This is a genomic window from Paenibacillus wulumuqiensis, from assembly GCF_000971965.1.
GTDB lineage: Bacteria > Bacillota > Bacilli > Paenibacillales > Paenibacillaceae > Saccharibacillus > Saccharibacillus wulumuqiensis.
In genome coordinates, this window is sequence record NZ_LAQP01000023.1 from 17,184 (window position 1) to 40,194 (window position 23,011).

16 protein-coding genes and 2 pseudogenes are annotated in these 23,011 nt (G+C 51.3%); 11 read left to right on the forward strand and 7 right to left on the reverse strand.

The genetic code is table 11. The annotated features are described in order from the left end of the window. Nucleotides 1-176 precede the first annotated feature (176 nt). Nucleotides 177-1,154 (reverse strand): iron-hydroxamate ABC transporter substrate-binding protein, encoded by a 978-nt coding sequence (locus tag WH45_RS22125; protein WP_046216598.1) that lies wholly within the window; start codon nucleotides 1,152-1,154, stop codon nucleotides 177-179. A 558-nt stretch (nucleotides 1,155-1,712) separates the two neighbouring features. Between WH45_RS22125 and WH45_RS22130 the strand changes: the two genes are divergently transcribed. Further along, nucleotides 1,713-2,510: a DeoR/GlpR family DNA-binding transcription regulator gene (locus tag WH45_RS22130; RefSeq protein ID WP_017814577.1), complete on the forward strand. Its 798-nt coding sequence runs from the start codon at nucleotides 1,713-1,715 to the stop codon at nucleotides 2,508-2,510. A gap of 77 nt (nucleotides 2,511-2,587) precedes the next feature. Here WH45_RS22130 and WH45_RS24025 read toward each other — a convergent pair. Both WH45_RS24025 and WH45_RS24030 read right to left on the reverse strand, forming a co-directional pair. Continuing rightward, nucleotides 2,588-2,807: pseudogene (locus tag WH45_RS24025) on the reverse strand (IS30 family transposase); the annotation flags it as partial. A 105-nt stretch (nucleotides 2,808-2,912) separates the two neighbouring features. Then, nucleotides 2,913-2,987 (reverse strand): annotated as a pseudogene (locus tag WH45_RS24030) (hypothetical protein); the annotation flags it as partial. A 392-nt stretch (nucleotides 2,988-3,379) separates the two neighbouring features. Between WH45_RS24030 and WH45_RS24035 the strand changes: the two are divergent. The 7 genes from WH45_RS24035 to WH45_RS22170 all read left to right on the forward strand — a co-directional run bounded on the left by WH45_RS24035 (nucleotide 3,380) and on the right by WH45_RS22170 (nucleotide 11,419). Further along, nucleotides 3,380-3,610, forward strand: a complete 231-nt coding sequence (locus WH45_RS24035) for a YkgJ family cysteine cluster protein (protein WP_235338455.1) — start codon at nucleotides 3,380-3,382, stop codon at nucleotides 3,608-3,610. A gap of 502 nt (nucleotides 3,611-4,112) precedes the next feature. After that, a complete protein-coding gene (rpoD, locus tag WH45_RS22145) occupies nucleotides 4,113-5,231 on the forward strand; it encodes an RNA polymerase sigma factor RpoD (protein WP_046216600.1) in 1,119 nt (372 codons plus the stop codon). A 37-nt stretch (nucleotides 5,232-5,268) separates the two neighbouring features. After that, complete coding sequence (locus tag WH45_RS22150) at nucleotides 5,269-5,496, forward strand: hypothetical protein (RefSeq protein WP_046216601.1); 228 nt, start codon at nucleotides 5,269-5,271, stop codon at nucleotides 5,494-5,496. 749 nt (nucleotides 5,497-6,245) lie between these two features. Continuing rightward, complete coding sequence (ilvA, locus tag WH45_RS22155; RefSeq protein ID WP_046216602.1) at nucleotides 6,246-7,517, forward strand: threonine ammonia-lyase IlvA; 1,272 nt, start codon at nucleotides 6,246-6,248, stop codon at nucleotides 7,515-7,517. A gap of 152 nt (nucleotides 7,518-7,669) precedes the next feature. Then, on the forward strand, nucleotides 7,670-7,969 hold the full coding sequence (locus WH45_RS22160) for a putative quinol monooxygenase (RefSeq protein ID WP_046216603.1): 300 nt from the start codon (nucleotides 7,670-7,672) through the stop codon (nucleotides 7,967-7,969). A 494-nt stretch (nucleotides 7,970-8,463) separates the two neighbouring features. After that, a complete protein-coding gene (locus WH45_RS22165) occupies nucleotides 8,464-10,626 on the forward strand; it encodes a S8 family serine peptidase (protein WP_052723921.1) in 2,163 nt (720 codons plus the stop codon). Between the two features lie 145 nt (nucleotides 10,627-10,771). Next, nucleotides 10,772-11,419, forward strand: a complete 648-nt coding sequence (locus WH45_RS22170; RefSeq protein WP_046216604.1) for an S-layer homology domain-containing protein — start codon at nucleotides 10,772-10,774, stop codon at nucleotides 11,417-11,419. 194 nt (nucleotides 11,420-11,613) lie between these two features. Here the strand turns inward: WH45_RS22170 and WH45_RS22175 are convergent, their stop codons facing one another. Both WH45_RS22175 and WH45_RS22180 read right to left on the reverse strand, forming a co-directional pair. Then, the gene (locus WH45_RS22175) at nucleotides 11,614-12,573 is read right to left on the reverse strand and encodes a polysaccharide deacetylase family protein (RefSeq protein WP_046216605.1); all 960 of its coding nucleotides are present in this window, start codon (nucleotides 12,571-12,573) and stop codon (nucleotides 11,614-11,616) included. A 359-nt stretch (nucleotides 12,574-12,932) separates the two neighbouring features. Further along, nucleotides 12,933-16,202, reverse strand: a complete 3,270-nt coding sequence (locus WH45_RS22180) for an alpha-mannosidase (RefSeq protein WP_046216606.1) — start codon at nucleotides 16,200-16,202, stop codon at nucleotides 12,933-12,935. 439 nt (nucleotides 16,203-16,641) lie between these two features. Here WH45_RS22180 and WH45_RS22185 point away from each other — a divergent pair, with 439 nt between their 5' ends. Then, nucleotides 16,642-17,532 carry a DMT family transporter gene (locus WH45_RS22185; RefSeq protein ID WP_046216607.1) on the forward strand — a complete coding sequence of 297 codons (891 nt, stop codon included), beginning with the start codon at nucleotides 16,642-16,644 and terminating at the stop codon, nucleotides 17,530-17,532. Here WH45_RS22185 and WH45_RS22190 read toward each other — a convergent pair. Further along, nucleotides 17,501-18,190, reverse strand: coding sequence for an ArsR/SmtB family transcription factor (locus tag WH45_RS22190; protein WP_046216608.1), 690 nt, complete (start codon nucleotides 18,188-18,190; stop codon nucleotides 17,501-17,503). The genes WH45_RS22185 and WH45_RS22190 overlap by 32 nt on opposite strands. Nucleotides 18,191-18,551: 361 nt before the next feature. On the opposite strand from WH45_RS22190, the gene WH45_RS22195 reads away from it, so the two are divergent. Together WH45_RS22195 and WH45_RS22200 are read left to right on the forward strand one after the other, a co-directional pair. Beyond that, on the forward strand, nucleotides 18,552-19,841 hold the full coding sequence (locus tag WH45_RS22195) for a serpin family protein (RefSeq protein ID WP_046216609.1): 1,290 nt from the start codon (nucleotides 18,552-18,554) through the stop codon (nucleotides 19,839-19,841). A 73-nt stretch (nucleotides 19,842-19,914) separates the two neighbouring features. After that, nucleotides 19,915-21,990 carry a Na+/H+ antiporter gene (locus tag WH45_RS22200; protein WP_046216610.1) on the forward strand — a complete coding sequence of 692 codons (2,076 nt, stop codon included), beginning with the start codon at nucleotides 19,915-19,917 and terminating at the stop codon, nucleotides 21,988-21,990. Nucleotides 21,991-22,234: 244 nt separating this feature from the next. Here WH45_RS22200 and WH45_RS22205 read toward each other — a convergent pair whose 3' ends face one another. Then, on the reverse strand, nucleotides 22,235-22,966 hold the full coding sequence (locus WH45_RS22205) for an HAD family hydrolase (protein ID WP_046216611.1): 732 nt from the start codon (nucleotides 22,964-22,966) through the stop codon (nucleotides 22,235-22,237). Between the last annotated feature and the right edge of the window lie 45 nt (nucleotides 22,967-23,011).

Consider the following 23,011-nt stretch of genomic DNA (forward strand, 5'->3'; position numbering starts at 1 on the left):
ATAACGCCCTGACCAATTGCGATCAGGGCGTTATTATTTGTTTTTGGCCGTAAATATGGAGAAAATTGCGCATACCATACAGGCTGCTGGAATAGATTGTTACTATATACATATGAATATGCGTACAGATAGAGCAAGATCCAATGGATAGCTGCTTCAGACAGCTATAACCGGGTTTATTTTGCCGGCTGGCTGTTGAGGATCATGTCCACGAATAATGGAATTTGCCCTTTGATTGCGATAGGGTCATAAGGATAGAAGGTATTATAATCATTGTAAAAAATATGATTGTTTTTGGCAGCAGGCAGTGAACTCCATACCGGCGACTTTTTCAGCTTGTTTAGTGCTTCACTTTTGCCTTCGGGATCATAGAACGTCAGGAACATATAATCCGCATCATGTTCCGGCAGGGCTTCCAGCGAAAGCTGGGTTGTCTGCGCATCTTTGGCTATCTTGGCAGGCATCTTCAGCTGCAAAGCATCATATACAGCCTGACCACCGCGTCCGGCATTATCGCCAAAGATCCAGAGTGCATTTTTGTCAGTCAGCTCATACAATCCGACTGTGGTATTGGCGTCTACTACGCCCTTGATTTTCTCGCGTCCGGCAGCAGCGGCTTTGTCATAATCGGCGAGGAACTGCTTGGCCTGCTCGGTGTTGCCTGTCAAATCTCCAAACAGATTTACCGTTTCACGGATGTTTTTGGCTGTGCCAAACGGAATATGCACAGTAGGTGCGATTTTGGACAGCGCATCATAATTGTCATCGTACATTACGACGATCAGATCCGGGTCAAGCTCAAGAATTTTCTCCATATTCAGCGGAGTGCCTACATCCTGAGCCTTGTGCTCAGCCAGCTTGTCCTTGATAAAAGGATTCTTGAACGCCGTCGGTTCTACACCGATCACGTTCGCATCCACAGCCAGCAGTTCACCGCCATAGTAGTCGGTAATAATACGCTGAGGCTTGGCCGGAATAGTGATTTTGCCTTTGTCCGTATCGAATTCACGGGTGGTAGAAGCCGTAGTCGCTGCTTCACCGGTCGTGTTGCTTGCCGAAGAGGTGGTGCCTGTGGAACTGCCACCGCATGCGGTAACAATAACCGACAGGGTTAGTGTCAGCGCGAGCAGCAGCGCGGGTTTGTGCTTGAACATAATGACCTCCTGATCTCTAGTGGGCCGCTGTCTGAATAGACACGGCATATGTAAGATGGTGTGACTTTATGATAATGATAATCATTTTCATATAGAAAGACAAGAGGTATCCCATGAATTATACAAAAATCGTGCTTTGGGAGAAGAGCAGCGAGCGTAAGGATCCCTTTTATTCAGGCAATTTCAAAAGAGATAACCATAACAAAATACATTAAATGTAAAAAGTAACACTAAATTGAGATTTCCAATGATTAAATAAGAGAATAAGCCCTTTTTTATTGTGAGTAACTCCTAAATACGGTATATTGAAATATATGAACATTTTGCAGACGCACGGTCATTAACAGTGCAAACAATAAGCGTTTACATGGGGTTATGATGCCAATTATGCGGATGCAGATAAGACATTCCGCCAGTGCAATATACTGGCACATCCAAGCGGTTAACTGATTTTATGATCCATGCCCGACAGGTTGGAATACCTAATGATATATGGAAACGGCTACGAAGCTTGCAGATTAGATTGATAATTTATAATAGTAAGGCCAGGTGTACTCAATGAGCAGCAAAAATCCGAGGCGACAAGACGCATTATCCGCAGCACAACGCAAAATGGAAACTCTGCGTATCCTTGAAGCGGAAGGGACAGTCCGGGTATCCGGGCTCAGCCGCCGTTTTAATGTAACCGAAGAGACCATCCGGCGTGATCTGGAACGGCTGGAGCTGGAAGGTATCGTTGTGCGGACTCACGGGGGAGCGGTATTCAATCGCAACCGTGAACAGTATGAATCTCCGGCGATTCAGCGGGAGACCCAGAACATAGAAGAGAAGAAAGCGATCGTCGAACATGCACTGTCCCTGATTCAGCCAGGCGATGTGATCGCACTCGATGCGAGCACCACCTGCCTGCATCTGGTCAAACAGCTGCCCAACCGTCCGCTCACCGTCCTGACCTACTCGCTGGCGATTGCCAATGAGCTGGTACCCAAGACAGAGATTAACGTGATTCTCATCGGCGGCTATCTGGATCGCGATTCCATGGCGAACACAGGCATTCATGCCGAGAAAATGGTCGAGAGCTATCATGTGGACAAGTTCCTGTTCTCCTGCCACGGCTTTGATCTCACCCGTGGATTAACCGAGCCATCCGAAGCGCATGTTCAGCTCAAAAAGAAGATCATCGAGATCTCCGATGAACTGATTCTGCTGACCGACAGCTCCAAGTTCCGCCGCAAATCCCTTGTCCGCTTCATGGGCATGGAAGATCTCAACCGTTTCATTACCGATGACCAGCTGCCCGAAGAAGCGATCCACGAGCTGGAAGAAATGGGCGTCCAGGTCATCGTCGTCGACTAAGCATACCACCGCTGCATTTTCCATTTGCGCGGGTTGAAGGCTCCTTGTATAGGGGCCTTTTGTTGTATGACGAATTGTCAATCCAAATGCAACAGTTCGTTTTGAAACGATGCGTGTGTCGACTTCCAGCCTAAACCTTTGCGAGGCCGGTTGTTAATCAGGTGAAGCACGTGCTGAAGCTCAGCGTCGGACACTTTGGCAAAATCATGGCCTTTGGGAAAAAAACTCTCGAAGCCATCCGTTCGCATTTTCTTTGGAACCTCGCTGCCAGGAAGAATATGGATCGGCAAAGTAAACATAGGCCTGCTGAGCTTCTTGCGCGTCGTACCGTCCAGACGATCCATTACGTTTGAGTTCTCGGCTGACAGCTCCCGCTGACCGGCCCAGCACCCGGCCAATCGCTCGGATTCCGGCTCCCTGACTATGCAAGAGTTCTAGTTTGCTGCGTTCGATTATACTAAAATGAGTGCAGCTCATGGCGGATTCTCCTTATAGAAGGTGGTGTGGTAACTTCATTCTACACGAATCCGGCCATGAGTCTTTTTATATTTCATTCGAGGTGTTGCAATTCATTTTACATCCGTCATATAAATAACTTTGTGGAGGTAGATTGATATCTCCTGGTAAGCGATAATCATGATGCTCACGAGCCTATTTCAATATAATTGCTCCCCTCTATTACCGATGGGAAAGGAGAGTATTATGGAAGATTTACCATGCAAAGGCTGCAATGGAATGTGCTGCGGACCTGTTCCCGTGACGGAGCAGGAGCTTAAAATAATCAAGAAGAAAGTAAAATCCATGCCTAAAAAAGCAGGATGGATCTGGAGAAGCAGCCTAGAAATTTTGGAACCTGCATGTTTTTTGATATGGAGAAGGATCGGTGCGGCATTCATTCCGCCAGACCAGGGGTTTGCCGTGCTTTCGGGTATTATAAGACTCTTGTTTGTTTTCGCAAATCGGAAATGGCGACCCAAGCGAATTGGAGCCCTGCCGACAAACCCGTTAGCATATTGTCGATAGACATCACATGGCAAGCTTTTGAGATAACAAGGGGGTATTTCCAGAGAAACTGGGAATGCACCCTTGTTTTGTTGTAGGGACGCGAGCTGCCCATTATAACGCTCCCCAAAACAAAAAAACCTTATTCCGATTAAGCATCGAAATAAGGTTGAACAGACGACTCAATGTACAAAAACATTAAAAGTGAAAATAAGGTTGTAAAAGGAAAAAGATTACATTATCATATATTTATAGTACAAGATTAATCATAACATAATTTCGAGATGATGTCAAGTACCGAAATGAAATTTTTACACGAGAATGAAGAAAGCAATTGAAACGGTATGTAATCTGAGAGAGGTGGCGAATCATGGATCAGGTTCAAAAATTGGGCGAAGAGAAGATCGGAAGGCTGTTGGTGCAATTTTCATTGCCTGCGATGATTGCGATGCTGGTGATACACTCTACAACCTAATTGACCGGATGTTTATCGGCCACAGTGCTGTAGAGAAATAGTCACGACCCGGAAAGCAGAATCATTACATACAAGCTTGAAAACACAAAAGTAAATTACGTTTTCAAGGCGGAGGGAGCTGAAGGATGACGAACGAACAGCAGGCAGGATTAGACACTGAGTTTACGTTTGAACAAACGAAAGAGTTTTTATTGGAACAAGGAAAGAAGAACGCATCGCTGACCAACAAGGAAATTATGGATAAGCTCGCTCTGTTTGATCAAGACCAAGAGCAGATCGATGAATTTTTTGAGCTCCTGGTTGAAAATGGGATTGATGTAGACAACGAATCCCAAGAAGGGCAGCCGCATGATTCAGATGCTCCCTTGATGGATGATCTGAATATGGAGGACCACTTAGTCCTTCCGCCTGGCATTAAAATGGATGATCCGGTTAGGATGTATTTGAAGGAAATCGGGCGTGTTCCCCTGCTGTCCGCAGAAGAGGAAGTGGAATTGGCCAAAAAAATCGAGGATGGGGATGAAGCGGCGAGACGTAGATTGGCTGAAGCGAACCTGCGGCTGGTTGTCAGTATTGCGAGGCGTTATAACGGCCGCGGCCTGCTGTTCCTGGATTTAATTCAGGAAGGGAACATGGGACTGATCAAAGCGGTGGAGAAGTTTGACTATACCAAGGGGTACAAATTCAGTACGTATGCAACCTGGTGGATTAGGCAGGCCATTACCCGAGCAATTGCCGATCAAGCCAGAACCATCCGCGTGCCGGTTCATATGGTGGAGACGATCAACAAGCTGATCCGGGTATCCCGGCAGCTGCTGCAGGAAATCGGGCGCGAGCCCACTGTGGAAGAGATCGCCAAGGAAATGGAGATTACCATAGAAAAGGTGAGAGGGATCATGAAGGTCTCTCAGGAGCCCGTGTCCCTGGAGACGCCGATCGGCGAAGAGAACGACTCGAATCTTGGTGATTTTATTGAGGATCAGGAAGCACTGGCCCCAGCGGATGCCGCTGCATATGAGCTGCTCAAGGAGCAGCTGGAGGATGTGCTGGACACACTCACCGAACGTGAAGAGAATGTTCTGCGTCTTCGTTTTGGATTGGATGATGGCCGTACACGAACCCTGGAGGAAGTGGGTAAAGTGTTCGGCGTTACCCGCGAGCGTATTCGTCAGATTGAGGCGAAGGCTCTGCGCAAGCTGAGACACCCCAGCCGCAGCAAGCGATTGAAGGATTTTTTGGAATAAGCTCACATTATGAATAACTACAGAAGGCGGTGGCAGTATGGAAGCCGGATTTATGATCCGCTGCTTGAAATGCGGCGAGGAACAGAAGATCGTGCCGGGAAGACGTCCCAATTTTCGAAATGAGCGTATTAGTTTTGGAACGGACAATTATGGTGCCGACCAAATGTCCTGCGAATGCGGGAATGCGCTCGAAGAGCGGAGCAAGCATGAGGGCAGCAATTTTGAAGGAGAGTTTATTGTAGAGTGGCATGATATCTCCAAGTAAGGTGCGTGAGGACTCTGCCGATGCAGAAAAAGACGAATTGTCAATCCAAATGCAACAGTTCGTTTTGAAATGATTCGTGTGTCGACTTCCAGCGATATAGAAATAAGTGAGCAATAATGCAGAAATAGATGGGCAGCAAGCATGGAAATAGGCAAGCAGGTCTAAAACCAATGGAGTATCTCTTTTGCCCGTCTGCATGCCAGGGGACGAACTGCTTCGTGCACATGGTTTGTGCGGCACAATATTTAAAAAATAGAGAGAACATTCACTGAGCCATAATAATATTCTCAGAGCACGAATGAGATCTCTGCCTTTATCTTTGAAACCAAAGTAAATAAACCCCGCTGAGCGAAGCAAAAGGAATCGTACTGAAGCTCTCCTTTAAGATCGTCTATCCACTGCTGCAAGCAGTTATTCAGGATAGGCGATCTTAACAGAGAGCGGAAGTACGATCCTTTTGTGCAGCGCCTGCTGTCCCTTATCCACTTTTCTCAATATACGCAACGCATACATTCCACCCATAACTAGCTATATGCCCACACGCAAAATGCACCGTATCCACAGCAGCACCATTCCCGCCAATGCACAAAGAAGTTTGCCATTTTCATAAAGATACTTGAAAATGAATAAAGTTAGGAGTACTTTAGAAAAATGGCAGGTTAGTGAGAAAGTGAAAGTGAATGAGAACGAGAACGAGGATCAGACAAGATAACTATTAGACTCAGGCGTCTGGAGTGAGGAGAGAATCAATGAAAGCAACGGATGAATACAATTCGCAGACCGTCGGCATGGAGGATATTATACGTGCCCATCATGTGCTGAGGGATGTGATTGTGCGTACGCCCCTGCAGCGGGATGTGACATTATCGGAAAAATATGGGTGCGAGATTTACCTGAAGCGTGAGGATATGCAGGTGGTCCGCTCTTTTAAAATTCGGGGCTCATACAACCGGATCCGCAGTCTTTCCCCTGAGGAGCTCAGCAAGGGTATTGTATGTGCCAGTGCGGGCAACCATGCGCAGGGATTTGCCTTTTCCTGCAGACATCTGAATATACGCGGTAAAGTCTATATGCCGAGCACCACACCGAACCAAAAGGTGAAAATGGTGAAAAAGTTCGGCGGTACGAATGTGGAAGTCATTCTCGTGGGCGATACGTTTGACGATGCCTATGCTCAAGCGATGAAAGTATGTACGGAGCAGGGGATGAGCTTTATTCATCCATTTGATGATCCGCATATTATCGCAGGTAACGGCACGATCGGTATGGAAATTATGGAGAGCCTGGATACACCGGCGGATTATGTATTTGTGACGATTGGCGGTGGGGGTCTGGCGGCTGGAGTCGGCAAGTATATTCATACGATTAGCCCATCGACCCGTATTATTGGCGTCGAGCCGCTGGGTGCGGCTTCGATGAGCGAAGCAATTGCCCGCAATGAAGTCATTACCCTGGACGAGATCGACAAGTTCATCGACGGGGCAGCGGTTAAGCGGGTCGGACAGATGACCTATGATATTTGCCGCGAGGTGCTGGATGATGTGGTCAAAGTGCCGGAAGGTAAAGCCTGCTCCGCGATCCTCGATTTGTACAATGAAAATGCCATCGTCGCCGAGCCGGCAGGAGCACTGCCGGTCGCTGCGCTGGATATGTACCGCGAGCAGATCAAGGGCAAAACGGTCGTCTGTGTGATCAGCGGCGGCAATAACGATATTGACCGGATGCAGGAGATCAAGGAACGCTCCCTGATCTACGAAGGATTGAAATACTACTTTACGATCAAGTTCCCGCAGCGTGCCGGTGCCCTGCGCGAATTCCTGGAAAAGGTACTCGGACCAAATGATGATATCGCTCGTTTTGAATATACCAAGAAGCACAACAAGGAGAACGGCCCGGCACTGGTCGGGATTGAGCTCAGCTCGCCGGATGATTACGGCGCGCTGATCGAACGGATGGAGAGTCATAATATCCAGTACGTGGAATTGAACCGTGATCCGAATCTGTTTAATCTGCTGATCTGATCGGGATGATGATGGATATGTCCATCATTACATGCACATTATAGCTATAATAGAAAGAAAAATAGCTGCTTGGGTTTGGGATTTATCGCATATTAGGGTATACTTGTAAAGTAAGCTTATTACAGTTCATAACTACTGAGGAGGATATACCTATGTTCATTATTCATGCGAATATGTTGATCAAACCCGAGAAAGTCGATCAGTTCCTGACCGAAATTGATGCACTGGTAACAGCTTCCCAGGCAGAAGAAGGCAATATCAGCTATGTGCTGAAGCGCGATGTGAAGCAGTCCAACCTGTTCACCATGGTTGAAGAATGGAAAGATGCACAGGCGATGCAGGAACATAATGCAACTGCACACTTCCAAAAGTTCGTTAAGGATATGCAGGAATTCGCTACGGCTCCACTGGATGCCAAAGTATTCGAAGCCACAGAAGTGAAGCGCGGTTAATCCCTACAAATCATTATTATGAAATATGGCGTCAAGCGGACAGATTTACCCTGTTCCAGCCGGTTGGTATCGACTGCTGGCTCGCCAGTAAGCTCTTATAGGTATCCTCCCATTTTTGGGAGGATATTTTTTATGTTTACTCTACATAATCGCTAACTTTCATCCGATATAATCCACTAAGTTAGCTTGTCGAAACTTTCCGATATATGATTAAATTCGTTGATTTTATCCTTTTCATCCTCCTGTTTCCCTTCCCTATTCCTGACTATAATCGCAGCCTTTCTTGATGAATCAATACATGCATCCTTATTCGGAAGTTGGCACATTCTGGCTAAGACTATAAGACAGACAGCACAGCTACTTCGTTCGGCGGCCCGCCGGAGTCGAATATATATATCGTAATCCTGATGGAGAGCCTGGCAGCTCTCCCGAATGATGAACCGGAAGCCATGAACGAGTCTGAATCTTGTCTGACCAAAGGGAGACCCGCATCTATGAAGAAAATAATGCCCGTATTTACAGCCTCCCTGCTTACACTTTCCTGTGCTTTTGGTACAGGTCTGGTGTATGGGGAAGAGTCCGTCGTTACAGCGTCTGGCCCCGACCAGGAGGTCATCGTTGTCTACAAAAACCAGGAAGGCAAGAAAGCGGTTCTGGAGCAGAGCGTGGAGATCCAGCATGAATTTGCCACCGTTCCCGCCGTGTCGGCTACAGTTAGTCCAGCGGACCTGACAGAGCTTGTACAGGACCCGAATATCGCTTATGTGGAACGCAATGTTCCTTTTACTATTGCGGATGAGCAAGTGATCGCGCAGGCATCAGCCATTAATGTGAACGAACAATCCCGCTGGAACTATCAGGCGGAGCAGCCCAACATCGCTTGGGATAAAGGATACAACGGTACGGGGATCAAGGTGGCCGTCATCGATTCCGGTATCGCACCCCATCCGGAGCTGACGATTGCCGGCGGCGTATCAACCGTTGATTATACCTCGTCATATACGGATGATAATGGCCATGGTACCCATGTCGGCGGCATTATCGCTGCACGCAACGGAGACGGCCAGGTAACCGGTATGGCTCCGGGCGTACAGCTGTATGCAGTCAAGACGATGGGACCGGATGGCAAAGGCAATCTGCAGGATGTACTGGAAGGCGTCGACTGGGCGATCAAGAACCATATGGACGTGATCAATATGTCCCTCGGCACCGAATACGATTCCCAGCTGCTGCACAATATGCTGGATCAGGCCTACAATAGCGGCATTATGGTCGTCGCTTCCGCAGGTAACAGCGGTGCCGGTACAGATACGGTGAACTATCCGGCCCAGTACAGCAGCGTTATCGCTGTTGCAGCAGTAGACAGCAATCTGAACCGCGGCAGCTTCTCCTCCACCGGTCCCAAAGTGGAAGTGGCTGCACCGGGTGTGGATATCGTCTCCACTTATCTGAATAACCAGTATGCCATCATGGATGGAACATCCCAGGCCGCACCGCACGTCGCTGCAATGCTGGCTATTCTGAAGCAGCAGTATCCTGGCGCATCCCCGGCCACGCTGCGCAGCGATCTGCAGAACTATGCAGTCGACCTGGGCCCTGCAGGTCGGGATAACGAGTATGGCTACGGCTTTGTGACTTTCAAGCCGCAGGTTGATACGACAGCACCAGGCGAAGTGAAAAACCTGCAGCTGGCTGCCAAAGGGACAGATTATCTGACCTTTAACTGGCAGAACCCGGCAGACAGCGATTTTGCCAAAGTTCATGTATATGATGCACAGAATCACCGGGTACAATCCGTGACCGGCAATGTCTATTCGGCAGCCGGATTGACCGCCGATACCAACTATACTTTTACAATGAAAACCGTGGATGTCAAAGGCAATGAATCTTCCGGTGTCACCATCTCCGGACGTACAGCAGCTGTACCGACTACCGAGAGCACACCAGCTCCTGCACCGGCACCAGCTCCTGAAGCGGTAACGCCAGCACCGGCACCAGCTCCTGCCGTATCGGTTCCGGTTGTACCGACTCCACCGCCTAGCGATCAGGTCGCACAGATTCCTGCCGGTGGCGGGGGCGGCGGTGGTGGAGGCGGAGGCGGAGGCGGCGGTATACCGAGACCTGCTGCACCAAAGGCTCAGGATACAGCTCCAGCCGCTCCGGCTGTCACTACACCAGCCCAAAAGGCACAGCAGCATCTGAACAATGCCAAGTCTTCCGGTAAGGCATCCGACTTTATGAAAGCCCGCTTTGCCGCAAAAGATATGAACAATGCCGAATTCAACAAACAGCTCAACCAGCTCAAACAAAGTCTGGGCATCAAGGATCTGCCAAGCAAGGCGAATCTGCGCGCTTCGGTGCCGGTACGAATCAGCCTGCAGGCCGCTCTCAAGAGCTCGACGTACAAATATATCGACAAGTCCTCGATCACTGCCGACAATGTCACCATACTGGATGGCAGCGGCAATGCAGTCAGCAATGTGAACCTGTCCGTGAAGTTCAACCGGATCTTCATTACCGCTGCTAACGGCTCTTTCGCAGCGAACCAGACGTATACCGTTATTATTGAGAAAGGGGTCAAAGGCAAATCCAGCGCAGCTGCAGACCAGTCTACCGGTCTGACGAACCCGCTTGTGATGCAGTTTACGACCCGTTAATCACTGCTTTGTCAACCGTTACCGAATCATCACCGGACCTGTGCCGTGCTGCACTGCCTGCGGGCGGAAGCACCGGGCAGGTCCGGTATCCTATCCCAACCATTTACACATCATGCCGATGTTGAGAATAGAAAGGTGTACAGCCATGAATCTAAAATCGTTTACAAGCATGCTGCTCGCTGTCTGTCTGCTGCTGTCCCTGTTCAGTGCAGGTGCATCGCGTACGACGGAAGCGGCGACCGGTCTTCCTTTCTCCGATATTTCCGATAAGTACTGGGCGCTGGAGACGATCCAGTGGGGGTACAGCTCCGGATTGGTCAAGGGCTATCAGGATGGCCAGTTCAAGCCGGGCAAGACGGTTACCGAAGCTGAATTTCTCACGATGCTGATCCGCTCCTATGAGCCGGAAGTGACCGCCAGCACCAAGGGAAACTGGGCGGCTCCTTATTATAATCGCGCCAAAGCGCTGAACTACCCGGTTAAAAGCTACACCGCTCTCGCTTCCCGCAATCAGGTGATCACCCGTGCCAAAGTGGCGGAAATGATCGCTGCGGCAGACGGCGTTAACTTCAGTGGCAACAATGCGATCCGTTATCTGCTCGCATTTGGCCTGGCGAACGGCAGTGACTCCAATCAGGTATCGGTCGCTTCCTTCAAAGGCAGCCAGCCGCTGACCCGTGCCGAAGCGCTGCAGTTTATCAAAAACTTCACCGATTATGGCGCTGGTGCCCTGCTGGATCGTCCGCAGGAAGCTTCGGACCCGGCCGATATCCCGCCGGTTGCTGACCGTTAATCGTTGAGCATTTTCTTCTGACCATTTCAATTGAGGCAGAGAGGATACACCGGATAGAAAGATACATCTGGATAAGAGATTGAACAAGCTTCTAAGCAAGATCGAACCAGGTGAGAATATTCAGACCAAAAAGGACCGGAGATGCGGCGATTGCCAGCATTTCGGTCCTTTTTGCTTACCTATATGGAGCTCTTTTAGAACGCCACCGGTGCAGAGCCGTCCGGGTCATGCTCCAGATTCAGCAGCTCTCCGATATTGGTGCTCGACACGACGGTCAGTCTTTTCAGCTTGAGCGGGTCATCGCCGGGGCGGACAAAGCCCTGATGCACGGTAAAGGCCATCCGGTAGCCAGACTGCTTGAGCGCGTAGATCATCTGCATCCGGAAGTCGCCGAATGGATAGGCAAAGTACGGTGTATTGATGCCTGCCTGTTCACGCATGATGTGATCATCGGCCATAAACCGATCCGGGTCCATGCCGGCAGCATAATCATCTCCGCAGTGCAAAGGCGCCTTGAAATGCAGATCGTACGTATGGCTGTTATATTCAAATACATCCTCGCTGGCTTTCATTTCTTCGCGGGATACATAGCTGGTGCGCGAAGGATTGAACTTCTGCGTCTTCTCCTGAATCTTGGAGCCGACGACAAACATGGTCGCGTGGAAGCCGTACTTTTTCATAATCGGATACGCATAGATAATGTTGTTCTGATATCCATCATCAAAGCTGATCACGACGGTCTTCTCCGGCAGCGAGATCTGTTCATTCACATACTGCTCCAGCTGCTGCAGGGTAGCGGTATGATAATGATGGTCATGCAGGTATTTCATATCCTGTTCAAACGACTCCAGGTTGATAATGGAGTTGTTGGTCGGTTCGGTATTGAGCTTTTGCGGGACGATATAGTGATACATCAGTACAGGCACTTTGTCGGCGGTGCCTTCCGGTACCACATAATCGGCAGCCAGCGCCACATTGTGGTCATCCAGCTGGTTATAGTGTTCGTAATAGAACACCTCGTTTTTGGCGGCCACCCAGGAACTGCATATTTTGTGGGCCAATACGGAAGAATGCGGGAAATTCACCCCGAGAACATAGACGACGAGCAGTATCGCCAACACGGCGATGGAGTACTTTTTCCAGGGCTTACGCATACTTGTGAATAAATCTCCTTCGTTTATGGGATGTGCTGGGGAATATCAGCGATAGGGTGTACATCAGACGACGAACCGTATAAATCAAGAGGATGAGCCATAAATATGTAACATCCGTTCTCCATCTTATCGAAAAAAAATAGTGTAAAAGTTACAGCTAGCCAAAAGAATGGTAACAAGTTGAGGGTTGAATTCCGGATAATGTACAGCCATCCCTGTAGTGGCGCGGGATGAGACAAATGTCGAAAATGCGCAAAAAAAGGCAATACCACCTTCATAAGGCGGTATTGCCTGAATGCAAATGCTTGTCAAATGTCATTCATCCTGTGCTGTGGCAGTATGCTTATCTGTACCGGAGATCAGATTTCCGGCTGCAGCTCAATCTCCAGCGTTCGGATCTCATATGGCTCCAGTACAAAGCGGATCGGCAGCACGCGCTGGAACTCCTGCTCCGACTGCTCCATCAGATTGCATTCGCGGTAGCCGATAACAGCGAGCGTGCTGTCCAGTGTCAGCGTCTGGCGGCTGCCGGAAAAGTCATGCACACGCAGGATGACCCGGTTATGATCCTCAGCCTTTTTGACAGCGGAGATCATCGCCGTATTTCCGGAAAGTGTGAACAGGGAAGCCGAACCTGTGCCCATGCTGCCCTCTGTGATGCGAAGCGGGTTGTTTAGCGCCCATGCAGCAGGCACCGTGCCGCCCTGCAGCCAGTCGCCCTGATGGGGGAGCAGGGAATAGGTGAACTCATGGTATCCCTGATCTGCCTCGGTATCCGGATGGATCGGACACTTGATCAGCGACAGGCGCATCACATTGTCCTTGATATCATAGCCGTATTTGCAGTCATTCATCAGGCTGACACCGTAGCCGCGATCCGACAGATCGGCCCACTGGTGACCAACCGATTCGAAGCGTGCGCTGTCCCAGCTCGTATTCCAGTGGGTCGGACGTCTGACATTGCCATACTGGATATCATAGGTGGCTTCGGTAGCGCGGATATGCACGGGAAAAGCGACCTTGAGCAGCTGCTGGCGCTCATGCCAGTCTGCCTGCGTCACAAAGTCGATCCGGCGATCCTCCGCATACAAGATCATCTGCTGCGTAATAATAGACTGTCCGGTCTGCCACTGGAACTGGACCACGGCGCGCAGCGCACTATATTCGACCACCTCGGTCTGCACCAGAGACGTAATTTCTTTCATTTTCTCCTGATAAAAGATATCGATATCCCATGCATCAAAATTCAGCGGCTTGTCCTCGAACAGCTGCAGCACATTGCCCCGGGCTCCCGGAGTCAGCACCTCACGCTCGGCCTGCCGGTCATACAGCCGGGTCAGCTGACCCGCCTCGTTCCACTCCATTTCGTAAAAAGGAGTCGTCGCTCTGTAATCTTCAACGATCAGCGGCAGACCGGAAGTGGAGGCGGTCACTGCAGATGGGGTAGATATCATGGATGTTGGAGACACTGCGGCTACCAGGAATGCTTCAGACGATTCGGCAGTGACAGACGGATCAGCGATGGATGGATCGGGTTCATCCAAAGTGTCCAGCATGATCGTTGTGCAGCCAAGTGCCGGTACATGATCCACCCGGATGATCCACTGATCCTGCTGCTGCACAGCCGTCAGCGCCTGTCCGTCGGCATCTCTCCAGCGGCCTGCCGGAGTCTCTGGCTGTACCGGCAGGGTGATGATCCCGGTACGCGGCCATGGCGAGGAGTTCCAGACGGTATAGGATGATCCGGTCAGGGAAGCATCAATCGCCGTCATTCCCAGCTGCCGGCTGCCCTGTTCCCAGATATCACTGCCGATCTGCCAGGCCTGCTCATATTCGACCTTGCTGTCTTCATAGACTTCGCGGATCGAGGAGCCGGGGATAATATCGTGGAACTGGTTGCGCAGGATGATTTTCCAGCCTTCATTCAGCTCCTGCTGCGGATAGGCAGACCATTCGCCCGACCGGGCGCTCTGCCAGGTGCGAATCCATTCGGCATCCCGGTACAGCAGTTCCAGCTTGCGGTTCATGCGCTTGTTGTAGGCCTGACTTGTGTACGTTCCCCGGTGATATTCCAGATACAGCTCGCCATCCCATGTATGCACATAGCTGTCTGTCTCCGCGACCGTCTGCTGCAGCCGGCGAAAGTAGTCGCCGGCTGTGCCTGTGCGTACATGGGGCAGGCCGGGAATCCGGTCCAGCCGTCGCCGCATCTCCAGCATGGTGCGATTGACACCGCCGCCGCCATCGCCGTAACCGTAGGCGACGAGCAGTTCGCGGTTCATTTCCTTGTCCCGGTAGGCTTCCCAGCTGCCCTTGACCGTCTTCGGTACGAGCTGGCCGTTATACGTATAGAACCAGGAGCCCGGTTGAGACCATGGCTCTGTCGTCGTGATGAAATGGGTGAGCACCTCGGAACCGTCAATCCCGCGCCAGCGGAAGGTATCATGCGGCATCCGGTTGTACTGGTTCCAGCTGATCTTGGTCGTCATAAAGGTATGGATACCGGATTTGCGCAAAATCTGCGGTAGTGCCCAGCTGTAACCGAATACGTCTGGCAGCCAGAGATAATCCGATTCCACGCCGAATTCCTGTTTGTAAAAGCGTGTCCCCATCAGCAGCTGCCGGGTCAGCGATTCACCGCTGATCAGATTGCAGTCCGCTTCCAGCCACATCGCACCGCCGGCTTCCCAGCGTCCTTCAGCAATTTTTTCCTTGATCTGTGCGTACAGCTCCGGCGCATCCTGCTTGAGGTAGTCATACAGCTGCGGCTGGGTCTGCAAAAAGACATATTCCGGGAAACGTTCCATCAGCCGCATCACGGTAGAGAACGAGCGGATCGCTTTTTCCCGGGTATGCTTCAGCCGCCAGAGCCAGGCGACATCGATATGGGTATGTCCGACAGCCGTCAGCTGGATGGAACTGTGCTTACCGATCTCTTCCAACATGGACGTCAGCAGCTGCTCCGCCTGCTGCACACTGTCATAGAACGTCGGAGTGCCCGGTTCGGACCAGTCGATCCGGCGAAAAGCACGGTCTATCGCCCGCAGCAGATCGGCGCGCTCGGACGAATGCTCCTCCAGCACTTCCACCGTCTCCAGAACGGTCATGCCGGTGTAATACAGATTATCCGCGGATTCGTCGAGCCAGCAGATCTCGGCTGTTCGCAGTTCATGCCGCTGTACCCGCGGCTGCCCGCCGCCTTCAAGCCCTGACCACAGGCGAAAAGTCAGCTGGTAACTGCGTCCGGCCGCGTCATCAGGCAGGAAGACTTCGATATGATTGGAATCCACTCCCTGATAAGGCTGTCCGTTCAGATACAGCAGCGACTCAAATCCGGAGTTGGTCCCGCCGCCGGTCAGACCAAAATGAAAACGTCCCAGCAGCTGGCGTCCCTGCCAGCTCTCCGGAACTTCCGTTTCGGCAGCGAGCCAGAGATAACGGTCACGTCCGCTCCAGTGCTCGCCCAGCTCCATCGTCGTCCAGCTCTCGTCCGGCTGAGGCGCAGCGGGATGAATCGCTTCGCCCATATCTTCTTTGGCTGCAAAGGAGGGGATCGGAATCGCTTCACGGTAACGGTAGGCATTCAATTCCTGCAGTCGGGATTTCAGCTTTTGCTCGGTTAAAAACATAGGTTCACTCCTCCAGGGTTGGTAGGTATAACAGCGGGTATTCAGCATTCTTTGACAGTTATCAAAGGGCAGGCTGCTGCATGGTCAAATCATGAGAGGCCACCACCATGCTACCCAAGGCTGCATAAAGGCTGCACATAAGTTAAAAAAGAGCACGGGAGTAAGGTAGTCGTAATTGGGGTACGATATGAGGGAATGGTCACATATTCAGAAGCGGCTGACAATATGTAGCCTATGAGCAGGGAAGAGGGAACTGCATATCTGACATATTTTCCAGGACAAAGCGGTTGGCAGTATGTGTGGTTGAAGGGAAAATGACGTATCCATCCACGCAGGATCATCTGCATAATCGACATGTATTCCATATTTCGATGAGCGCTGAACTATTGGGCATTTATACTGGGTGAGACCAATTCATGATGAATAAAGGAGAACGATAATGAACATGCTCAAATTTATGCCTTTAATCTTGCTGACTACTTTTCTGATGGGATCGTCTTTTGCAATCGGGAAAATGGGGCTCGCGTACGCCTCGCCGCTAATGCTGGCCGGGCTGCGATTTGCGCTGGCGGGAGTGATTATGGCGGTGATCGTCCGGCTGGTGCGCTGTCCGCATCCAGCACATAAGAAAGAATGGATGAAAATGCTGATTATCGGTGCCCTGCAGACGGCAGGCGTGATGGGCTGTATTTTTATTAGTCTGCGTACGATTACGGCGAGCGAGTCGTCGATTCTGACCTTTACCAATCCGCTGCTGGTTGTGGTGCTCGGTACGATATTCGCAGGGATGCGCTATCGCTGGTATCAATGGCTGGGTGTACTGCTGGGCGTTGCAGGCGTGAGTATTACGCTGGGCGCGCAGCTGGAATGGAAAGCAGGAGTAATCTATGGATTGTGCTCGGCGATCTTCTGGGCGACGGCGACACTGCTCGTCAAGAAGTGGGGCCAAGGATTGGATACATGGGTGCTGTCCGCTTATCAGATGCTGGCGGGCGGGGTGCTGCTATTGATGGCGAGTATGCTGCTGGAAGAGCCTTTTTTCCATTGGAACGGGGAATCGATTATGATTCTGCTGTGGCTGAGTCTGTTGTCTTCGATTGTGCAGTTTGCAGGCTGGTATTATGTACTGCAAAAAGGCGACCCGGCGAGAACGAGCGCCTTTCTGTTCCTGGCGCCATTCTTCGGGGTGCTGACCGGCTGGCTGCTGCTGGGAGAGCCGCTGTATCCTTCGCTGATCGGCGGCGGACTGTGCATTATCGCCGGGATCTATCTGGTCAATCGCCAATTCCGGCCGGTCATCAAGACCAGTCCAGATGAAAATGCTGCCTGAATGCCAGACGTCCCTGGTCCGTTACTTTGACAGCGCGGATGGAAGGCATGCGGACGATCCATTCTTTTTGCAGCAGCAGATTCACCAGCTCATGTCCGAGTGCGCCGCCGAGATGATGCCTGCGTTCGCTCCAGTCCAGACAGGCATGGGCAAAAGCACGGCGCTTGCGACGCACCAGCGTCAGATTCAGGCCAAGACCGGCGAAAAAGGCTTCGCCTTCAGCGGTAACCTTGAATTCGTCGGATTCCGGCAGCAGATAACCGGAGCTTACCATCGCCTCGGTCAATTTCACACCGAGCTGCCCGGCCAGATGATCGTAGCAGGTGCGGGCTTCGCGCAGGGACCGCACTTCAGTGGACTGGCGCAGTGAGCGTACCTGCGGCGGAGGCGACAGCGTCAGCATCGTCTCCAGCATCTGCGCTACTTCACGATTCGCCAGCTGGTAATACCGGTAGCGTCCATGACGCTCGGCCGTAATCCAGCCGTTCTGAACGAGTTTGGACAGATGGAAGCTGGCAGTCTGCGGCGTGACGGATGCCATATAGGCCAGCTCTCCGGCTGTATGAAACCGTCCATCCAGCAGGCCGGTCAGCATGGCGGCGCGGGAAGTCTCCCCGAGCAGGGAGACGACTTCGGCGATATCGGGATTGATGCTCATGATATTCCTCCTCAAATGTCATTCCTATGTAACTCATGCTTTGATTGCAGAGAGTGTTCCTGATCAGCTCATCTGTCTGGCAATGAGACAAGTTCTGTTTAATCCAAAGCAAGGCGTTATTCATAACCATTGACCTGCATTTGTGGGTAAGCCAGGCAGATCAATGGTTATATTATATCGTTTATGAGAGCAATATACGTTAATATTCGTTTTGAACGGATACCACGGAAATGTAAAACAATCCTCCAAGCAACTTTTCCTGGAATGCAGACGTTATGGAAGCTGAATGGCAAACCATTTACAGCAATCCAGCTACACCTGTTCTATACATATCTATTCAGAGTAAAGGAGGATACCGACATTGAAGTTCTATTACCGATTGGGCCAAATGCTGCTGGCTGTACTGCTTTCTTCCTGTTCCGGACCGACAGCCTTGACGCCTCCTGAACAGGAGCAGATACAGCAACCTGTACAAGTACAATCTGTCTACAGCCAGGACGATGTAGATTCTGAGCTGACTGATTCGATGAATCAGTTTGCTCTGAAGGTCTATACCCAGTTGTATGAAAAAAGTATCCAAGAGAGTGGAACAGCAGCTGCTGATCAGGAGAATCGGTTTGTTTCGCCTGTAAGCCTGCATATGAATCTCTCCATTCTATATAACGGAGCATCCGGACAGACAGCTACACAATTGCAGAAAGTACTGCAGGCCCAGGAGTTAACCGTGCAGGAACTGAATCAGGGACAGCAGGTGATACAGGATCTGCTGAAGCATTCGGATCTCGATGTACGGATGGAGATCGCCGGTTCATTATGGAGCCGCAGCGGATTTGTACCAGAGAAGTCATTTATTCATGCCCTGCAAGGCAGTTATGGAGCGTCACTGCATTCTGCAGATTTCTCTTCCGATCAGGCCGTGCAGGATATGAACAGCTGGGTGAGTGAAGCGACTCACGGCGGTATCCGCCAGATGATACGGCCGCCTTTGGCAGAAAATACATCATTGGTTCTGCTAAATGCGGTCTATTTCCAGGGGGAATGGACAGAGCCTTTTGATGAGCAGCAGACCAGTCGTCAGTCTTTTGCATTGGATGGTGGCGGTAAGACTATTATGGATATGATGCATCGGCAGGGGCAGTATGAGTATACCCGGCAGCAGCATTTTCAGGCGGTACGGATTCCGTATGGTCAGACCGGCAATCTGTCACTGGTCGTTGCACTGCCGGATGAGGATTATGATCTGCAGAAGTTCCGTCAGCAGGATCTGCCTGAATTTATGCACTGGACCAGCGAAATGAGCCGGACAGCAGGCGAGATAGGCCTGCCCCGTCTGAATTTGTCCGGAGAGATTCAACTCAAGGAGCTGCTGCGCTCAATGGGGATTCAACGGGTATTTGATCCGCAGCAAGCCGAGCTGGATGGTATTAGCGATAACATGACGCTTTATTTGAGCAAAGTGCAGCAGAACACCATGCTGCATATCGATGAAAAAGGAACCGAAGCGGCGGCGGCCACCTCTGCGGAAATAGCTGCTGGAGCAATGCCGCAGCAGCCGTTTCGTATGATCATGGACCGTCCGTTCTTTCTGGCAATTACCGACCGCACGACAGGACTGATCGTGTTCATGGGCGAGCTTCATCGTCCGGTCTGAGCCGGTTCATGGTAAAATACAAGCAGATGGATCCATAACATGCAGATCCATGCACAATGGAAAGGGGATGGCTATGGAATACTTTATTGCTGTACTGGCAATGCTGCTGTTGATCGGAATCTCCAATGTGTTGAACCGCCTGATCCCCTTTGTTCCTGTGCCGTTATTCCAGATTGCGCTGGGCATTGTGGTGGCGCTCGTCGGGATCAAGATTGATCTGGACCCGGAGCTGTTCCTCGTCTTGTTCATTGCCCCGCTGCTGTATAACGATGCCCGGCAGACCCCCAGGAATGAACTGTGGAATCTGCGCGGACCGATCGTGCTGCTGGCGTTTGGGCTTGTATTTATAACCGTTCTGGTCGCCGGCTATGCGATTCATTATCTAATCCCGAGCATTCCGCTGCCTGCGGCTTTTGCACTGGCGGCGATTCTGTCGCCAACGGATGCGGTAGCGGTAGGATCGCTGGCCAAGCGTATCCATTTGCCGGGTTCCATTCATCGGCTGCTGGAAGGAGAATCCCTGTTGAATGATGCTTCCGGGCTGGTTGCTTTCAAATTTGCCGTAGCTGCGATGGTGACAGGGACATTCTCGCTCTGGCAGGCTTCGTTTAACTTTGTGCTGGTTGCGCTTGGCGGTCTGGCTGTCGGCACGCTGATGTCCTTTGTTCTGATCCGGTGCCAGGTACTGGTCCGCAAATGGGGCATGGAAGACATTACCGTGCATGTGCTGTGGCAGATTCTGACGCCATTCGTGATCTATCTGGTGGCCGAGGAGATTGGTGTATCCGGCATCCTGGCGGTCGTCGCCGGCGGCATCATCTATGCCATGGAAAAGGATCGTGCCGAATCGGTCCAGCTGAAAATGCAGATCGTCTCCACCAGTACCTGGTCGGTGATCGTCTACATTTTGAACGGTCTCGTATTTATGATGCTGGGCAGCCAGATTCCCGAGGTCATGGGCAGTATTTTCTCGGACCCAGCTTTTAACAATGGGATTGTGCTTGGTTATGTCGCGCTGATCACGCTGCTGCTCTATATACTGCGGTTTGTGTGGATCTATCTCTACTGGAGCGTGCGATATATGATGAGCCGGCAGATGGAAGATGACAAGCCGGATCTGCACGGCATTCTGCTCACTTCATTGTCCGGGGTACGCGGGGCACTGACGCTGGCTGCGGCCTTCTCGATTCCGTATGTGCTGAACGACGGATCTGCCTTTCCACAGCGGGAGCTGATCCTGTTCATCGCGGCAGGAGTTATTCTGCTCAGTCTGATTCTGGCGAGTATCCTGCTGCCGATTCTGTCTTCCAGACCGCAGCCTGCCGAATCGGGAGCAGCGGTTGCTGTTGGTCAGCCGCCGACGATGCGGGATATGGACGATCATGTCCGGATGAAAGTGCTGCAGGCGGCGATCCAGTCGGTGGAATCGAGTACAACCGAGACCAACCGCGAGGTGGCGCAGGGACTGATCACGGATATTACGCAGTATATGTTCCGCAAAAATATGCTCAAGCAGCATATTATGAACGATCCGGATCTGAATCCGCAGGAGATCGAGCTGTATCTGGCCGGCATTCAGGCCGAGCGCAAAGTCGCCCGCCGGATGCGGGACAGCGGCGAGATTACGCCGGAGCTGGCGATGGAGTTCGAGTACCGGCTGGATCGCATTCAGACGGTGCTGAGCAACCGGGTGGATACCGGCATCGCCGAGTGTGTGGACAAATGGAAAGGCATGCTGCCGATGCATATTCCCGCGCCGCTGCCCTTATCCGAGCAGACCCATTCCGATGAGACCGACCCACAGCAGGCGGTGGACAAAATCCGCATGCTGAAGCAGCTCAAGCTGCAGGCCTGCCCGGCCGCGATCGAGTCCATTCGCAGCCGGATCGATGACCAGAATGAAGAAGCGGCGAACAAGGTAATCGCCAAATATCGCAAGGTCATGGAATCGATCCGTTATTATACGGAGAAAATGGTACCGGATGTGACGCTGAACGAGGGCAAGCTGAACCTGATTACGACAGCTGTACAGAATCAGCGGGATGCGGTGCAGGAGCTGTATGAGAGCGGCGAGATCGACCGCCAGCATGCCCGCAAAATGCGCAGCTTTGTGCAGGATCTGGAGAAGTGGATTTTGATGGAGAGTTGAAGCGATAGTTTTAAATATTAGACTTTTAAAGAATTAAATGGTAAATTATTGGGCATAGAGACCATACTTGTAAAAGGCCCGGGACACATTGTCCCGGGCCTTTTTACTGCCTACTATTTGGCGAGTGATGTCTGCTAACATAGTGTTAAAAAGAAGAGGAGTGCTGATAAATAAACTTAAAAATAACCGATTTGTGAAGACGCTCCAAATAAAGCTCCAATTCCGGATGGCCTGGTTGCCAGCGTTATGACTCTTCGCCGACAGTCAGCGTACTCCAGATTGCCCGCACAATCTCAAGCGGAGCATGTTCACCGTCCGCTACATAATCCGGCCGGTATTCCGCCTGCTCCGGAATCTGGTGCTGACGGCGGTTCACCCAGATCGACTGCCAGCCGGCACGCTTGGCGCCGACGATATCATTGGCATACGAGTCGCCAATATAATACGATTCCTCCGGCCGAATGTTCATACTCTGCTCCACATGACGGAAAAGGCCGGTGTCCGGCTTGGCGATGCCCAGCTGACCGGAGATGAATACGTTCTGCTCCTCCACCCACCGATTCATGCGCAGCTGCCGAACCTTGCGCGCCTGATGCTCTGCCGGCCCATTCGTAATAATGCCCAGCCGGATGCCTGTCCGAACCGCAAAATCCAGCAATTCTTCCATCTGCGGGTCCACAACAATCCGCTGCTGCTGCTCCGCATAACGCTCCTGAAAAGCAAGCGCCTGTTCGGCAGTGATCCGCACGCCGCAATCTTCCATCGCGCGGGTCATTCGGTATACATGCATATCGGCATTGCTCATCTGTCCGCTGCTGACCTGTTCAAACACTTCATCGCTGTACACTCTGCTTTTGACAAATATTTGATCCACCGGACCATCCCCATACAATTGACCGAATACCGATTGATACGCCTCGGTAAAGGGTGTTAATTGATCATACAGTGTATCATCCACATCGATTAATAGATTCATTTCGTGTACCTCCTGTATCCTTGCCATACCCTGTAGTCTGCGAGT

Coding starts and splice junctions, on each gene's coding strand:
- WH45_RS22165 (WP_052723921.1), top strand. CDS start 8,464: ATGAAGAAAATAATGCCCGTATTTACAGCCTCCCTGCTTACACTTTCC.
- WH45_RS22150 (WP_046216601.1), top strand. CDS start 5,269: ATGGAAGCCGGATTTATGATCCGCTGCTTGAAATGCGGCGAGGAACAG.
- rpoD (WP_046216600.1), top strand. CDS start 4,113: ATGACGAACGAACAGCAGGCAGGATTAGACACTGAGTTTACGTTTGAA.
- WH45_RS22160 (WP_046216603.1), top strand. CDS start 7,670: ATGTTCATTATTCATGCGAATATGTTGATCAAACCCGAGAAAGTCGAT.
- WH45_RS22170 (WP_046216604.1), top strand. CDS start 10,772: ATGAATCTAAAATCGTTTACAAGCATGCTGCTCGCTGTCTGTCTGCTG.
- WH45_RS22190 (WP_046216608.1), bottom strand. CDS start 18,190: ATGAGCATCAATCCCGATATCGCCGAAGTCGTCTCCCTGCTCGGGGAG.
- WH45_RS22125 (WP_046216598.1), bottom strand. CDS start 1,154: ATGTTCAAGCACAAACCCGCGCTGCTGCTCGCGCTGACACTAACCCTG.
- WH45_RS22175 (WP_046216605.1), bottom strand. CDS start 12,573: ATGCGTAAGCCCTGGAAAAAGTACTCCATCGCCGTGTTGGCGATACTG.
- ilvA (WP_046216602.1), top strand. CDS start 6,246: ATGAAAGCAACGGATGAATACAATTCGCAGACCGTCGGCATGGAGGAT.
- WH45_RS22180 (WP_046216606.1), bottom strand. CDS start 16,202: ATGTTTTTAACCGAGCAAAAGCTGAAATCCCGACTGCAGGAATTGAAT.
- WH45_RS22200 (WP_046216610.1), top strand. CDS start 19,915: ATGGAATACTTTATTGCTGTACTGGCAATGCTGCTGTTGATCGGAATC.
- WH45_RS22205 (WP_046216611.1), bottom strand. CDS start 22,966: ATGAATCTATTAATCGATGTGGATGATACACTGTATGATCAATTAACA.
- WH45_RS22130 (WP_017814577.1), top strand. CDS start 1,713: ATGAGCAGCAAAAATCCGAGGCGACAAGACGCATTATCCGCAGCACAA.
- WH45_RS22185 (WP_046216607.1), top strand. CDS start 16,642: ATGAACATGCTCAAATTTATGCCTTTAATCTTGCTGACTACTTTTCTG.
- WH45_RS24035 (WP_235338455.1), top strand. CDS start 3,380: ATGGAGAAGGATCGGTGCGGCATTCATTCCGCCAGACCAGGGGTTTGC.